The sequence below is a fragment of the Skermanella pratensis genome (assembly GCF_008843145.1).
In the GTDB taxonomy this organism is placed as follows: Bacteria; Pseudomonadota; Alphaproteobacteria; order Azospirillales; family Azospirillaceae; genus Skermanella; species Skermanella pratensis.
On record NZ_CP030265.1, the window covers coordinates 3,244,646 to 3,258,238 of the forward strand.

15 protein-coding genes and 1 pseudogene are annotated in these 13,593 nt (G+C 67.0%); 4 read left to right on the forward strand and 12 right to left on the reverse strand.

Annotated features, from left to right (window positions below; genetic code table 11):
• The first annotated feature begins 55 nt into the window (after positions 1-55).
• Both DPR14_RS14730 and DPR14_RS14735 read left to right on the forward strand, forming a co-directional pair.
• On the forward strand, positions 56-274 hold the full coding sequence (locus tag DPR14_RS14730) for an anti-sigma factor family protein (RefSeq protein ID WP_246148181.1): 219 nt from the start codon (positions 56-58) through the stop codon (positions 272-274).
• Positions 275-592: 318 nt separating this feature from the next.
• A complete protein-coding gene (locus tag DPR14_RS14735; RefSeq protein ID WP_158045817.1) occupies positions 593-1,864 on the forward strand; it encodes an alkaline phosphatase D family protein in 1,272 nt (423 codons plus the stop codon).
• Here the strand turns inward: DPR14_RS14735 and DPR14_RS14740 are convergent.
• On the reverse strand, positions 1,861-2,943 hold the full coding sequence (locus DPR14_RS14740) for a tetratricopeptide repeat protein (protein WP_158045818.1): 1,083 nt from the start codon (positions 2,941-2,943) through the stop codon (positions 1,861-1,863). The two genes, DPR14_RS14735 and DPR14_RS14740, sit on opposite strands and share 4 nt — an antisense overlap.
• A 78-nt stretch (positions 2,944-3,021) precedes the next feature.
• Positions 3,022-3,261, reverse strand: a pseudogene (locus DPR14_RS29115) (hypothetical protein); the annotation flags it as partial.
• A gap of 328 nt (positions 3,262-3,589) precedes the next feature.
• Between DPR14_RS29115 and DPR14_RS14750 the strand changes: the two are divergent.
• Together DPR14_RS14750 and DPR14_RS14755 are read left to right on the forward strand one after the other, a co-directional pair.
• Positions 3,590-4,204 (forward strand): transglycosylase SLT domain-containing protein, encoded by a 615-nt coding sequence (locus DPR14_RS14750; RefSeq protein WP_192498956.1) that lies wholly within the window; start codon positions 3,590-3,592, stop codon positions 4,202-4,204.
• A 78-nt stretch (positions 4,205-4,282) separates the two neighbouring features.
• Entirely contained in the window at positions 4,283-5,125 is an 843-nt protein-coding gene (locus DPR14_RS14755) for a 23S rRNA (adenine(2030)-N(6))-methyltransferase RlmJ (protein WP_158045820.1), read from the forward strand.
• Between the two features lie 78 nt (positions 5,126-5,203).
• On the opposite strand, the gene DPR14_RS14760 is transcribed toward DPR14_RS14755, so the two are convergent.
• The 10 genes from DPR14_RS14760 to ureE all read right to left on the reverse strand — a co-directional run bounded on the left by DPR14_RS14760 (position 5,204) and on the right by ureE (position 13,573).
• Positions 5,204-5,875, reverse strand: a complete 672-nt coding sequence (locus DPR14_RS14760) for a phasin family protein (protein ID WP_158045821.1) — start codon at positions 5,873-5,875, stop codon at positions 5,204-5,206.
• A 374-nt stretch (positions 5,876-6,249) separates the two neighbouring features.
• Positions 6,250-7,236, reverse strand: a complete 987-nt coding sequence (locus tag DPR14_RS14765; protein WP_158045822.1) for a branched-chain amino acid ABC transporter permease — start codon at positions 7,234-7,236, stop codon at positions 6,250-6,252.
• Between the two features lie 3 nt (positions 7,237-7,239).
• Positions 7,240-8,127 (reverse strand): branched-chain amino acid ABC transporter permease, encoded by an 888-nt coding sequence (locus DPR14_RS14770; protein ID WP_158045823.1) that lies wholly within the window; start codon positions 8,125-8,127, stop codon positions 7,240-7,242.
• 38 nt (positions 8,128-8,165) lie between these two features.
• Complete coding sequence (locus DPR14_RS14775; protein ID WP_158045824.1) at positions 8,166-9,383, reverse strand: ABC transporter substrate-binding protein; 1,218 nt, start codon at positions 9,381-9,383, stop codon at positions 8,166-8,168.
• Positions 9,384-9,470: 87 nt separating this feature from the next.
• Positions 9,471-10,193 (reverse strand): ABC transporter ATP-binding protein, encoded by a 723-nt coding sequence (locus DPR14_RS14780; protein WP_158045825.1) that lies wholly within the window; start codon positions 10,191-10,193, stop codon positions 9,471-9,473.
• Positions 10,186-10,944: an ABC transporter ATP-binding protein gene (locus tag DPR14_RS14785; RefSeq protein WP_158045826.1), complete on the reverse strand. Its 759-nt coding sequence runs from the start codon at positions 10,942-10,944 to the stop codon at positions 10,186-10,188. Before DPR14_RS14785 ends, DPR14_RS14780 begins: the two co-directional genes overlap by 8 nt.
• Before the next feature lie 303 nt (positions 10,945-11,247).
• Positions 11,248-11,628 (reverse strand): YgaP-like transmembrane domain, encoded by a 381-nt coding sequence (locus tag DPR14_RS14790; protein ID WP_158045827.1) that lies wholly within the window; start codon positions 11,626-11,628, stop codon positions 11,248-11,250.
• A gap of 94 nt (positions 11,629-11,722) precedes the next feature.
• Positions 11,723-12,391: an urease accessory protein UreG gene (gene ureG, locus DPR14_RS14795; protein ID WP_158045828.1), complete on the reverse strand. Its 669-nt coding sequence runs from the start codon at positions 12,389-12,391 to the stop codon at positions 11,723-11,725.
• Positions 12,388-13,137, reverse strand: a complete 750-nt coding sequence (locus DPR14_RS14800; protein ID WP_158045829.1) for an urease accessory protein UreF — start codon at positions 13,135-13,137, stop codon at positions 12,388-12,390. The genes ureG and DPR14_RS14800 overlap by 4 nt, the downstream gene beginning before the upstream one ends.
• A complete protein-coding gene (gene ureE, locus DPR14_RS14805) occupies positions 13,127-13,573 on the reverse strand; it encodes an urease accessory protein UreE (RefSeq protein WP_158045830.1) in 447 nt (148 codons plus the stop codon). The genes DPR14_RS14800 and ureE overlap by 11 nt, the downstream gene beginning before the upstream one ends.
• Between the last annotated feature and the right edge of the window lie 20 nt (positions 13,574-13,593).

The window sequence follows — 13,593 nt, forward strand, 5'->3', positions numbered from 1 at the left end:
GCGGGGTGAACCGCCCCTAGTAGCGTCGGGATGCATACCAATGAAGCGACTGACCATGAGCGACATCAATGCCTATCTTGATGGCGCGCTGAGCGACGAGGAGAAACGGGAGGTGGAGTTGGTAATCAAAACCGACATCGAAGCCGCCGCCCTGCTCCAGCAGTATCGCCAACATGTTCAGGAACTTCACCGGATCTATGACGGCGTTCTCAATGAACCGGTTCCGGAGCGGATGCTCGACCTTCTCCGCCGGCGCAGGTCGGAAGGATCCTGACCCGCCGGTTGCGAAGATCCATCTCAAATCTTCGTTGCGCAAGCGGAACCCGCATCCGGGCGGGGCGTTCATATTCCTCGGTCGAACTTCCAGGAAAATCGGGCGCCTTTGAATGCCGCTGCCGCCGAAGAAGAAAGAACGTCGTGAACTGATCGGACCCGTCCTGCACTTCCGGGGCGTGCAGGGTGAGCGATGGCGAGTCTCCGCCCTTTTCGTCCTGACGGGCGCCGCGGAGCCGCCGGACATGGTCGTCGACGGCGTGATGCTTCCGGCCCCGCCCCGACATGTCGCGTCGCTCGGGCAACGTCATGTCTGGCGGTGGGAATTCGCGGTCCCGAGGGGGCGGACGATACGCGTGCCGGCTATGGCTTCCGCGGCGGCGACCGCTCCTACATGACGGTTCCCGGGCTGTCCGGCAAGCCGCGGATCGCCTATACCGCCTGCAACGGGACCGAGGATGAATCTGTATTCAGCCAGCGGGACATGCCGCGCAATGCGCGCTGGGGACACCTGAACGCCCGGCATCGCGCCCTGCCCTTCCACCTGCTCCTGCACGGCGGCGACCAGCTATATGCCGACGCCGTCTGGGACGACTGCCCTTCCCTGCGGCAGTGGAGTTCCCTGCCGGCCCGCGAGCAGTTGTCGGCGCCGTTCACGGCCGCCATGTCGGAGGAGGCCGAAAACTTCTACTTCGACCTCTACTGCCGCCAGTGGAGCCAGGCCGAGGCCGCCGCCCTGCTGTCTACGATCCCATCGGTCATGATGTGGGACGACCACGACATCTTCGACGGCTGGGGCTCCCATCCCGACGACCGGCGCACCTGCCCCGTGTTCCGGGGTGTCTACGAGGCGGCGCGGCGCAGCTTCGCCCTCTTCCAGATCGGCTGCGCGCCCGACGATCCGCCGGACTGCGTGTGGGGTGGCGAGCTTGGCACCTTCACCCAGGGGTTCCGCATCGGTGACATGGGAATCTTCGCACCCGACCTGCGCACCGAACGGACGCAGGCGCGCGTCATGTCCGAGGCGACGTGGGATGCCCTGCCCGGCTGGCTCGACCGGTTCGACGGGTGCGGCCACCTGATCCTGATGTCGAGCGTTCCCATGATCTTCGCGAACCTGCACTCCGTCGAGAAGCTGATCAACTACCTGCCGGCGCAGGCCGCGATGGAAGACGACCTGCGCGACCAATGGCGCAGCTATGTCCACGAGAAGGAGTATATCCGTCTGGTTCGCCTGCTGGGGGACGTGGCGAGAGCCCGGAACTTGCGGATCACCGTGGTCTCCGGTGAAATACACCTGGGCGCCTGCGGCGTGATCCACGGCCCCGGCTTCGACCTGTGGCAGCTGACCTCCTCCGGGATCGTCCATCCCGCGCCGTCCAGGATGTATGCGGAAGTCCTGGAGCGGCTCAGCCGCGGGACGGAGACGATCGCCGACGGGACCACGCTGGAGATGGTGCCCTTTCCCGAGACCGGCCGCCGCTATATCAGGGCGCGGAACTGGCTGGCCCTCCACTTCGACGAGGCCGGGCGCCTGAACGCCCACTGGCAGGTCGAGGGCGAGAAGGAGCCGCTGATGCGGGTCGTCTAGGCCGGCATCCGGGCAACCATCACAAGGCCCGGGACCGGCTGGCCCTTCTCCCAGCGCGGCACCGCCTCATCCAGGACGACGATATCGAGGCCGGCCTCGGCGGCCATGCGCCGGACATAGGCCGGGCTGTGGGCGAAGCGGCGCGACGGACCGAGCCCGAAGCCGTCGCCGTCGCACCGCTCCGTCGTCGCGCAGAACAGTCCGCCGGGCTTGAGGGCCAGGGCGGCGGCGGCCATGACCTCCGCCAAGTCTCCCACATAGACGAGCACGTCGGCCGCGACCACCAGATCCCAGCCCCGCGGGTTCCGCGCCATCACCGCGGTCATCTCGCCGACCTCAAGGTCGTCGTAGACACCGCGGCTTGCCGCCTTCTTCACCATGCGGGGCGCCAGGTCGGACCCGTGCAGCCGCGCGGCCAGCGGCCGGAAGGCGATGCCAGCCAGCCCCGTGCCGCATCCGACGTCCAGCACGCGGAGACCGGCGGCACCCGCGCCGAGCACCTGGTCGACCGCCGCACGCAGGGTCTGGGGCGCCCGGTACTTCAGGCGGATGGTCAGATCCTCGTCGAACCGCTCGGCATAGCGGTCGAACAAGGCGCGGACATAGGCCTGCGACATGGTTTCGGTCGTATCGCCCTCGATCCGGCCGATCATGGCCTCGGCGCCATGGGGATCGGCGGGAGCGGCGGCGAGGCAGGCGCGGAGCGCCGCCAGCGCCTTGACACGCTCGCCCAGGTCCAGCCAGGCGCGGCCCAGCACGAACTGCCCGGCCGCGTGGTCGGGCCGCCGGCGCAGGACAGGCTGAAGGGTCTCCACCGCGGCGAGCGGGTCGCCGGATGCCACCAGGGCATCCGCCAGCTCGACCGCCGTCTCGTTGTCTCCGGCATCCAGGAAGAGCGCTTCGCGGAAGTGCTCGATCGCTTCGAGCGGCTGGCCGGCGCCGATCCGGAGACGGGCCAGGGCACGGTGCCCGGAGGCGCTGTCGGGCCTGCGCTCCAGCAGCTCATGCCACAGGCCGATGGCTTCCCCCGTTTGGCCGCACCGGGCCAGCATGTCGGACAGACCGGTACGCCAATCCATCCGCCAGGGCTCATGCGACAAGGCGACGCGGAATCCGTCGGCGGCCTCGCGCCAGCGCTCGCCTTCAGCCAAAAGTTGCGCCAAGGCTCCCGATGCTTCTCCGCACGCAGGGTCGGCCGCGACGGCTTGCCGGAATGCCGCTTCGGCGGCGGCGTTGTCACCGGCGTCGCGCAGGGCATAACCCGATACGAGAGCAAATTCGGCGGGATTCAAGGGGCTTGCGGGATCGGCGAGGTCGGCCGTTTCGTCATCCGCCGGCCGGAGAAGCTGATCAGTCAAGATTGAGGGACCTGTGAAAGGCTGGCATCCTATAGCCAAAGGGATATGGCAGACGCCGACCGAAGGGTCAATCCAGCTTTTTCTATACCTCTATTTCGACGGACACCGTCTTCGGTAGTAGCTGATCGGTTTCTCCCGTTTGGCGGGTTGGAGTTACATAGGAGTTGACGGTAGGAAGAATATCTGGGAAACATCCTTACGGATGCCGGGTGTGGCATCTGGAACTCAAGCGAGGAGGCGGTCGCCGTAACGGTATCGGCGGCCGGTGGTCAAATCCGTGCGTGCGCACGGTGCCAGCGCGCAAGCTGGTGCGACAAGGGGGATCAGAGCAATGCAGGCACTTGGCCGGCGATCGAGCATCCGGTGCATGGGTCTTCTCGCCTTCACGGCGATCGGACTTGGCTTCATCCCCGTCGGAACTGCGCAGGCGGCAAGTTGCACGGAGCATGTCCTCGAGGCCGAGCAGGAACTCGGGATCCCCCGCGGCCTTCTGTTGTCCATCGCGCTGGTGGAGAGCGGGCAGGACGGCATCCCCCAGCCCTACGCCATGAACGTCAACGGCAAGGCGATCTATTCGGACACGGCCGCCGAAGCCAGGAACCACCTGCTGGACAGCCAGGGACGCGTCCGGCCCAATGCGACGGTCGGCTGCATGCAGCTCTCCGTGCAGCATCACCGGGCCAACTTCCGCCCGGTCGAACGCATCCTCGACCCTTCCGCCAATGTCTGGTACGCCGCCCGCTACCTGAAGCGACTCCGCGCCGACTCCGGCAGCTGGAACGTCGCGGTCGCGCGCTACAACGGCGGCAGCCGCTCCCAGCAGCGGGACTATACCTGCAAGATCCACCAGCACCTGGAAAGCCTGGATCTGGACAGCGCAGCGCTGCTGGAGGGCGCCAGGTGCGCCCGGCAGGGCGATCCCGCGATCGCTCCGGAGACGCGCAGGGCCTTCCGGCGCGCCCAGGTCGCCGCCGAGGGCTGACCGGCAAGCGCCGAACCTGACGGTGGAACCTGCGGCGGGGCTGGTTTGGCGCGGGTTCAAGCGCTACATGATCCCGCCATGAACTACCGCCACATCTATCACGCCGGCAGCTTCACCGACGTCATGAAGCATGCCGTCGTCGCCATGATCCTGAGCCGGCTCGGACTCAAGCAGACGCCTTATGCCGTCCTGGACACCCATGCCGGCATCGGCCGCTACGATCTCGCCTCGCCCCAGGCGGTCCGGACCGGGGAGCACCTCGGCGGGATCTCCCGGATCATGGCGGCCGGGGACTCGCTTCCCGAGGAACTGGCACCTTATCTGGAAGCCGTCCGAGACCTCAACGAGGCCGGCGCACCGCTACGTTGGTATCCCGGCTCGCCCCGGCTGGCGCGGATGCTGATGCGGCCCTCCGACCGCCTGCTGCTGGCCGAACTGCATTCCGAAGACGTCGAAACCCTTCGGCAGGAGTTCGCGCGCGACCGCAACACCTCCGTCCAGCACATGGACGGCTACCATGCCCTGAAGGCGCACCTGCCGCTGAAGGAGAGGCGCGGCATGGTCCTGATCGACCCGCCTTTCGAAACGCCGGACGAATTCGAGAAGATGGTCGCGGCGCTGGCGCTCGGCCATGGGCGGTGGCCGACCGGGATCTATGCATTATGGTATCCGATCAAGGAGCGGCCGGCGGTCTGGCGCTTCCAGGAGGCGCTCGAGCGGACCGGCATCCGGAAGATCCTGGTCGCGGAACTGACCGTCCACGAGGAGGATACCCACAAGCGCCTGAACGGATGCGGCATGATCGTCGTCAATCCCCCTTGGCAGCTGGACACGGCGCTGGAAGCGGTGCTCCCTGCCCTTCACAAGGTCCTGGGGGCGGAAGCCGGCGGCTCCCGGGTCGAGTGGCTGGTGCCCGAGTAGGTCCGGTCTCCGGATAGCGAAAACGCCGCGGCCCCTGGCGGGACCGCGGCGCTCTCGATGCTCGATCGTCGGCCGGGATCAGGCGGTCTTGCGGGCCTGCTGCTTGACCTGCCCGTTGATCCGCTGGGCGGCGTCGTTGGCGACCCGGGCGGTGACCTCGGAGATCTTGACGCTGCTGTTCAGCAGAAGCTCGACCTCGGCGTTGACGAGGTCGCTCTGGGCTGCGAGCAGATCCTGCACGGTGCGGGCGCGCATGATGGTGTTCACGCCGTCGATGTTGCGCTGCATCGCACTCTGGGTGTAGTTCACCCACTCGCGCATCACCGACTGGAAGCCGTCGGCCAGGACCGAACTGGCCTGCATCATGACTTCCAGATTCTGCTGGGTCCGCTTGGTGACTTCTTCCGAAGCCTTGGCCTGCATGCTGAAGACGCGGCCGAACTGCTGGCTCGACTGCTCGGTCATCTGGCGCGCGGCACCGGCGGTGTCCTCGGCGACACGGGCAACCGTCTGCGTGGCCTTTTCGGCGACATCGCTGCCGGCTTCCATGCCGCGCTTTGCCGTCTCGGCACCCTGCTCGGCAGTCTTCCGAGCGACTTCCGCTCCCTTTTCCGCGGTGTCGGCAGCTTCACGGGAGACCTTCTTGCCGGTCTCCGCGGCTTCCGCGGCGACGGCACGGGTGGTCTTCACCGTTTCCTCAGCAGCGTCCTTAGTGGTGCGAGTGGTTGTGGTGTCCTTGTCGGTCGCCATCGTCTACTCCTCAGGTATCGCTTCGCGTCCGAGCCAAAGCCGGACGGCACGTTAACGTTCTCTTAACTGTCCTTGTTGCGCTGCTATATCACGATATCGCGGGTGCAGCAAAGTAACTTTACGTGAAACTTCAGCGAAGGGATAAAAATCGACATTTAATATTTATCTTAGTTGCAGCGCACACAAAGATTTGGTCGTCGCTTCCGTGCATTGCAACTGCACTTTGGATAGAGGTCAAAGCTGCCCGTCCGGCACAGAACCCGTCAAATCTTGCCGCCGCGTCGATGTGACGCACGGCAAGGCCTTGATTACACGACGATGGAAAAACGAAGACGGCGGCCGAAGCCGCCGTCCAAGATCGCGGCCGGTAAAGCTCAGCCCCTGGACTTGAGCAATGCTCCGATCTCGCCGACGATGCCGCGGCGGAACAGCAGGACGCAGACGACGAAGATGACGCCGGTCACCACGGTCACCGGCAACTGCGTGCCGGCCAGGTAGTTCTGCAGGGTGACCACCAGGAAGGCGCCGACCACCGGGCCGAAGATGGTGCCCAGGCCGCCCAGCAGCGTCATCAGCACCACCTCGCCCGACATCTGCCACGTGATGTCGGTCAGCGACGCCAGCTGGAACACGATCGCCTTGGTCCCGCCGGCCAGGCCGGCCAGGGCCGCCGACATCACGAACGCCGCCAGCTTGTAGTGGTCCACCTTGTAGCCCAGCGACACCGCCCGCGGCTCGTTCTCCCGGATCGCCTTCAGCACCTGGCCGAACGGCGAGTGGATCGTCCGGTGGATCAGCAGGAAGCCGGCCAGGAACACCGCCAGCACGAAGTAGTACATGGCAAGGTTGTCGCCCAGGTCGATCAGCCCGAACAGATAGCCCCGCGGCACCGCCTGGATGCCGTCCTCGCCGCCGGTGAACGGCAGCTGGAGCGCCAGGAAGAACACCATCTGCGACAGCGCCAGCGTCACCATCGCGAAGTAGATGCCCTGCCGCCGGATCGCCAGGAAGCCGAACGCCAGGCCGAACAGCGCCGCCACCAGCACGCCGAGCAGGATGCCCAGCTCCGGCGTCAGGCCCCACACCTTGACCGCGTGGGCGGTCACGTAGGCGGCCGAGCCGAAGAACGCGGCGTGGCCGAACGACAGCAGCCCGACATAGCCGATCAGCAGGTTGAAGGCGCAGGCGAACAGCGCGAAGCACAGCGCCTTGGCCAGGAACACCGGGTAGAACTGGAACGGGGCGACCAGCGCCACCACCAGCAGCGCCGCCAGCGCCGCCCATTTCAGCGCGGGCGGGCTCCGCCGGGCGGGCGCCGCGGCGCCGGCCCGGAGAGCGTCGGTATGGGATTGGGTTGCCATGGCTTACTTCTCCCGTCCGAACAGACCGGCCGGCTTGATCAGCAGCACCACGGCCATCACGACGAAGATCACGATGTTGGAAGCCTCGGGGTAGAACACCTTGGTGAAGCCCTCCAGGATGCCCAGCATGAAGCCGGTCAGCACGGCGCCCAGGATCGAGCCCATGCCGCCGATCACGACGACCGCGAAGACGACGATGATCAGGTGCGAGCCCATCAGCGGGTTGACCTGGTAGATCGGCGCCGCGAGCACGCCGGCCAGGCCGGCGAGCGCCACGCCGAAGCCGTAGGTCGCGGTGATCATGACCGGGACGTTGATGCCGAAGGCCTGGACCAGCACCGGGTTCTCGGTGGCGGCGCGCAGGTAGGCTCCCAGCCTGGTGCGCTCGATCATGAACCAGGTGCCGAAGCAGACCACCACGGAGACGGCGACGACCCAGCCGCGGTACGTGGGCAGGAACATGAAGCCCAGGTTGTAGCCGCCGGCGAGCGCCTGGGGGATCGGGTAGGGCTGGCCGGACACGCCGTACCAGTGGCGGAACATCCCCTCGATGATCAGGGCCAGGCCGAAGGTGAGCAGCAGGCCGTAGAGGTGGTCGAGCTTGTACAGCCGGCTGAGCATCAGCTTCTCGAGCACGACGCCGATCAGGCCGACCAGCACCGGAGCCAGCACCAGGGCGGCCCAGTAGTTGATCCCGGCGAACTTCAGCAGCATCCACGCCGCGAAGGCGCCCAGCATGTACTGGGCGCCGTGCGCGAAGTTGATGACGTTGAGCATGCCGAAGATGACGGCCAGCCCGAGGCTCAGCAGGGCATAGAAGGACCCGTTGATCAGCCCCAGCAGGAGCTGACCGAACAGGACCTGGGGCGGAACCCCCAGCAGCTCCATCATATTGTCGGTTCCTCCCTATCGTTCGGATCGACCGGGACTCACTTTTTGGTGAAGGGGCAACCGCTCAGCTCCGCCTTCTGGTACGCCTCGTCGGCGGGGATCGTGCGCAGGATGTCGTAATAGTCCCAGCGTCCCTTGGACTGCGACGGCTGTTTCACGCGCGCCAGATACATGTCGTGGGCCATGCGGCCGTTGGCCAGAATCTTGCCGTTCTTGGCGAACATGTCCTTGACCGGCAGTTCCTTCATCTTGTTCGCGACCTTCAGACCGTCGTCGGTGCCGGCGGCGTCGACGGCGCGCAGATAGTGCAGGACCGACGAATAGACGCCGGCCTGGACCATGGTCGGCTTCTTGCCGGTCTTCTGCTCGTACTTGGCAGACCAGGCGCGGGTCTCGTCGTCCATGTCCCAGTAGAAGCCGGTGGTCAGCGACAGGCCCTGGGCGATCTGGAGCCCAAGGGAGTCCACGTCGGAGATGAACAGCAGCAGCCCGGCGAGCGACTGCCCCGAGCTGGTGATGCCGAACTCCGCCGCCTGCTTGATCGAGTTGGTGGTGTCGGTGCCGGCATTGGCGAGGCCGATCACCTGGGCGCCCGATCCCTGGGCCTGGAGCAGGAAGGACGAGAAATCAGAGTTGTTCAGCGGGTGACGGACGCTGCCCTTGACCTCGCCGCCCAGTGCCTTGACCTCCCGGGTGACGTCGGCTTCCAGCGAGTGGCCGAATGCATAGTCGGCGGTCAGGAAGAACCAGGTCTTGCCGCCTTCCTGGACCATCGCGCGCCCGGTGCCGACCGCGAGCGCATAGGTGTCGTAGGCCCAGTGGAAGCCGGTCGGCGAGCAGGCGTCGCCGGTCAGGCGCGAGGTCGCGGCGCCGGAGATCAGGGTCACCTTGCCTTTGTCCCGGGCGACTTCCTGCACGGCGAGCGCGGTCGAGGAGGTTACCAGGTCGGCGATGGCGTCGACGCCTTCGGTATCGAACCACTGCCGGGCGATGTTCGACGAAATGTCGGCCTTGTTCTGGTGATCCGCCGAGATGACCTGGACGGGCTTGCCGGCCGCCTTGCCGCCGAACTCCTCCACCGCCAACTGGGCCGCGACGACGGAGCCCTCACCCGAAACATCGGCATAGAGGCTCGACTTGTCGGTCAGGACGCCGATCTTGACCGTGTCGCCGGAGATCTGGGCATTGGCGGCTCCGGTGACGGCGCCGACCGCCAGAGCGAGCGTCGCGGTGCCGGCGAGAAGTTTCTTGAGCATGTTCAGCATCCCTATTCATCATGATTGTTGTTGATCGTTTTCCGGGCACGCGCCCGGTTTTGCCTGTCCGGCTTTCCGGCGCCCCGATCAGACGCCGAGATATTCGTGCAGCTTGTGCATGTTGGCTTCGAGCTGGTCGTTCGGGATCATGTCGACGATGTGCCCCTCCTCCATCACGTAGTGGCGATCCGCGATGGTGGCGGCGAAGCGGAAGTTCTGCTCGACCAGCAGGATGGTGAAGCCGCTCTGCTTCAGCTCCCGCACCACCCGGCCGATCTGCTGGATGATCACCGGCGCCAGCCCCTCGGTCGGTTCGTCCAGCAGGATCAGGTCGGCCCCGGTGCGCAGGATCCGCCCGATCGCCAGCATCTGCTGCTCGCCCCCCGACAGCCGCGTCCCCTGGCTCTTCCGCCGCTCCTTCAGGTTCGGGAACAGGCGGTAGATCGCCTCCACGTCCATGCCGCCCGGCTTGATCGTGGGCGGCAGCATCAGGTTCTCCTCCACGTTCAGGCTGGAGAAGATGCCCCGCTCCTCCGGCACGTAGCCGATCCCCAGCCGGGCGATCCGGTTCGACGCCAGCCCCGTCAGCTCCGTCCCGTTCAGCCGGATCGAGCCGGTGCGCCGGCCCACGATGCCCATGATCGAGCGCATCGTCGTGGTCTTGCCGGCGCCGTTGCGTCCCAGCAGGGTCACCACCTCGCCCCGCCGGACGTCCAGGCTGACGCCGTGCAGGATGTGGCTCTCGCCGTAGAAGGCGTGAAGATCCCGGATCTCCAGCATCCCTGTCGTCGTCGCGGCCCCGTCAGGCATGTCCCGTCCCCATGTACGCTTCCATCACCTGCGGGTCCTTGGACACCGTCGCGTAAGGCCCCTCGGCCAGGATCTCGCCCCGGCGCAGCACCGTGATCGTGTCCGACAGGTCGGACACGACGGAGAGGTTGTGCTCGACCATCAGGATGGTGCGGTTGGCCGAGACCTTGCGGATCAGCGCCGCGGTGTGGTCGATGTCCTCGTGGCCCATGCCGGCCATCGGCTCGTCCAGCAGCATCAGCTCCGGCTCCAGCGCCAGCGTGGTGGCGATCTCCAGCGCGCGCTTGCGGCCGTAGGGCAGCTCGACCGCGGGAATGTCGCGGTAGGCCGCCAGGTTGACCGACTCGAGCAGTTCCCCGGCTTGGCCGTCCAGCGCCTCCAGCACCTTCTCCGAGCGCCAGAAGTCGAAGTTGTCGCCGCGCAGGCGCTTCTGCAGCGCCACCCGTACGTTCTCCAGGCAGGTCAGGTGCGGGAAGACGGCGCTGATCTGGAACGAGCGTACGAGGCCGCGCCGGGCGATGTCGGCCGGCTTGACCCGCGTGATGTCGGCGCCGTTGAACAGGATCTGGCCGCCGCTCGGGATCAGGAACTTGGTCAGCAGGTTGAAGACCGTGGTCTTGCCCGCGCCGTTGGGGCCGATCAGGGCGTGGATGCTGCCGCGGCGGACCTGGAGGTTGACGTCCTTGACCGCGATGAAGCCCTTGAATTCCTTCGTCAGATTCCGGGTTTCAAGTATGTTCTCGCCCTGCATTCGCCTCCCCCGGTTTGCACGTGCGTCGCGCTCGGCCCCTTCGGGACCGCATTATGGTTTTGTCCGCGGCGCGGTGTCCTGCGACGGAACGCGCCGTTCCCTACACAGGCGGATGCAACTTAGCACACATGGACAGTAATTTCATAGTGTTTACGGAACAGTCGATCATTCCGGAAATGCTTGAAATACAAGCAGGATACCGATGCCGCACGCTGGCAATACCGGTTGCAGAAACGATGCGCGCCGGCTCCTGGCGGAGCCGGCGCGCATCAGGCGTCGGATGTCGGCGTGTCGCCGGACGGGTTAGGCGCGGCCCGGCGTGTAGGACGGCGGATCGCTCGCCGGGAAGCTCTCGTCGGCCGCCTCGTCCACCCGGTTCCAGGGCCGGTCCAGGCGGTCGTCGGCGCGGCGGCGTTCCGATTCCAGGAAATCCCCGGAATACATGTCTTCGTCGTGGCTTGAACGTTCGTTGATCATGGCCTTGATCGCGCAATGGCCGCCCATGCCGCGCGCGGCCAGCAAGCCGCCGGCCACGCCCATGATGGCGCCCTGCACGCCGCCCCGGCGCAGTCCGGCGGCTGCCAGCACGACGCCGCCGAGCATCGAGGTCCAGCGTTCGACCTGGGAAAGGTTCTCTTCCCCGCCGGCCACCCTTTCATAGATATCGTCGATGACCTTGTTCACGCTTGCCTCTCCATTTCGGTTCGAGATAACCGCTGAAGAAACAAGTTGACAGGCCGCGATGTTCCTTGCCGCCCGGTCCGGAGTCGTTCGGCGTTCAGCCCGGCGGCGGCAGGCCGCCGGCGCGGACGATGAACGAGATGATTTCCGGCAGCCCCTGCCCGCACTTCAGGTTGCTGAACAGGAACGGCCGTTCGCCGCGCATCCGGCGGGCGTCCCGGTCCATCACCTCCAGGCTGGCGCCGACCAGCGGCGCCAGGTCGATCTTGTTGATCACCAGCAGGTCGGAGCGGGTGATGCCGGGGCCGCCCTTGCGCGGGATCTTGTCCCCGGCCGATACGTCGATGACGTAGATGGTCAGATCGGCCAGCTCGGGGGAGAAGGTGGCGGCCAGGTTGTCGCCGCCTGATTCGACGAAGATCAGGTCCAGGTCGGGGAACCGCGCGTTCAACTGATCGACCGCCGCCAGATTGATCGAGGCATCCTCCCGGATCGCCGTGTGCGGGCAGCCGCCCGTCTCCACCCCCAGGATGCGGGACGGGTCCAGAGCGCCGCTCCGGGTCAGGAACTCGGCGTCCTCGCGGGTGTAGATGTCGTTGGTGATCGCGGCGACGTCCCAGGCGTCGCGCATGCCCTTGCACAGGGCGTCGACCAGCGCGGTCTTGCCGGAGCCGACCGGGCCGCCGATGCCGACCCGAAGGGGACCGGTGTGGGAACGGACGATCGAATTGGGTTGGGCCGGTGCGGATTCGGCAGCTTGGCTCATGAGCGGAACAACCTCGTATACTGTGTTTCGTGGGACATCGCGGCCCAGTCGACCAGGGGCGCCCTGGATCCAAGGTCGGCGGGATCGGCGTCGAAGGCATCGGAGGCAACCCGGTGCAGGACAGGGTCGAGCCGCGCTATCGCGCGCTGCCCGTCGGTCTGGCCGAGCGGGACCAGCCGCACCCCGGCGGAGACGAGATTGGCCGCGAAACCGTGCAGGAACGCGCACAGCGCCGCCTTGGCGTCCATGCCGGCGCAGGCCGTGACGACAGCCACGGCGACCGCGTGGGCCGGCGGCCGGCCGTTATCGGCAAGCACCTTCGCCCAGCGGTCAAGCCCGGCGGGCGGCCAAGTGGACTGCACCGTCGCCAGGAACGCGGTCCCCTGGGCGGCGCTCTCCAGCGCCAATTCGCTGCTGCCGCGCATCGCGTCGGCTCGCTCCGCCCCCCACCGCAGGGCCGCTTCGTCTCCCTGCCCGACCGCGCGGGCGGCGGCCATGAACAGGACGGCGTCGGTCCATCCCGCACCATGCAGCAGGATCGCCTCGATCCAGGAGACCAGCGAATCGCGGTCCCGGACCCGTCCGGCCTCGACCGCGTACTCGATGCCGTGGCTGTAGGTATAGCCGCCGATGGGAAAGCCCGGCGACATCCAGGCGAGCAGCCGCGTCAGATGCCGGAGATCCACAGGCCCGATGGCAGCAGGCCCGGCGGCGGTAGGCCCGGGGACCTCGGGCTCAGTGGTCATGGTGGGCATAGGCGCCGGCTTCCGGCGTGAAGGACGCATGCAGCCGGACCACGTCGGCGCCCAACCCCCGAAGCATCTCCACGATCACATGGTCCCAGCGGAGCCGCACGGCGGCGCCCGCGATCTGGACCGGAAGATGCCGGTTGCCCAGGTGCCAGGCGATGCGGGCCAGGGTCTCCGGGGTGGCGCAGGTCACCTCGGCCAGATCCTCGTCCGCGGCGCGCACCGCGATGCAGGTGCCGTCGTCCAGTTCCAGGGCGTCGCCGTCGTTCAGGACCACGGCGCGCGGCAGGTCGAGCAGGAACGGCGCCCCCGAGTCGTCGTTGAGTTGGATCCGGCGGCGGAAGCGGTCGTCGAAGGCGAGAGTCACGGTCCCGGCGGCGGTGTCGGAGGGCCAGTGGCCGGCGGCGTGGACTCGGGTGGCGCGGCGGAGCATGCGGGGTCCCAGGAAATCGG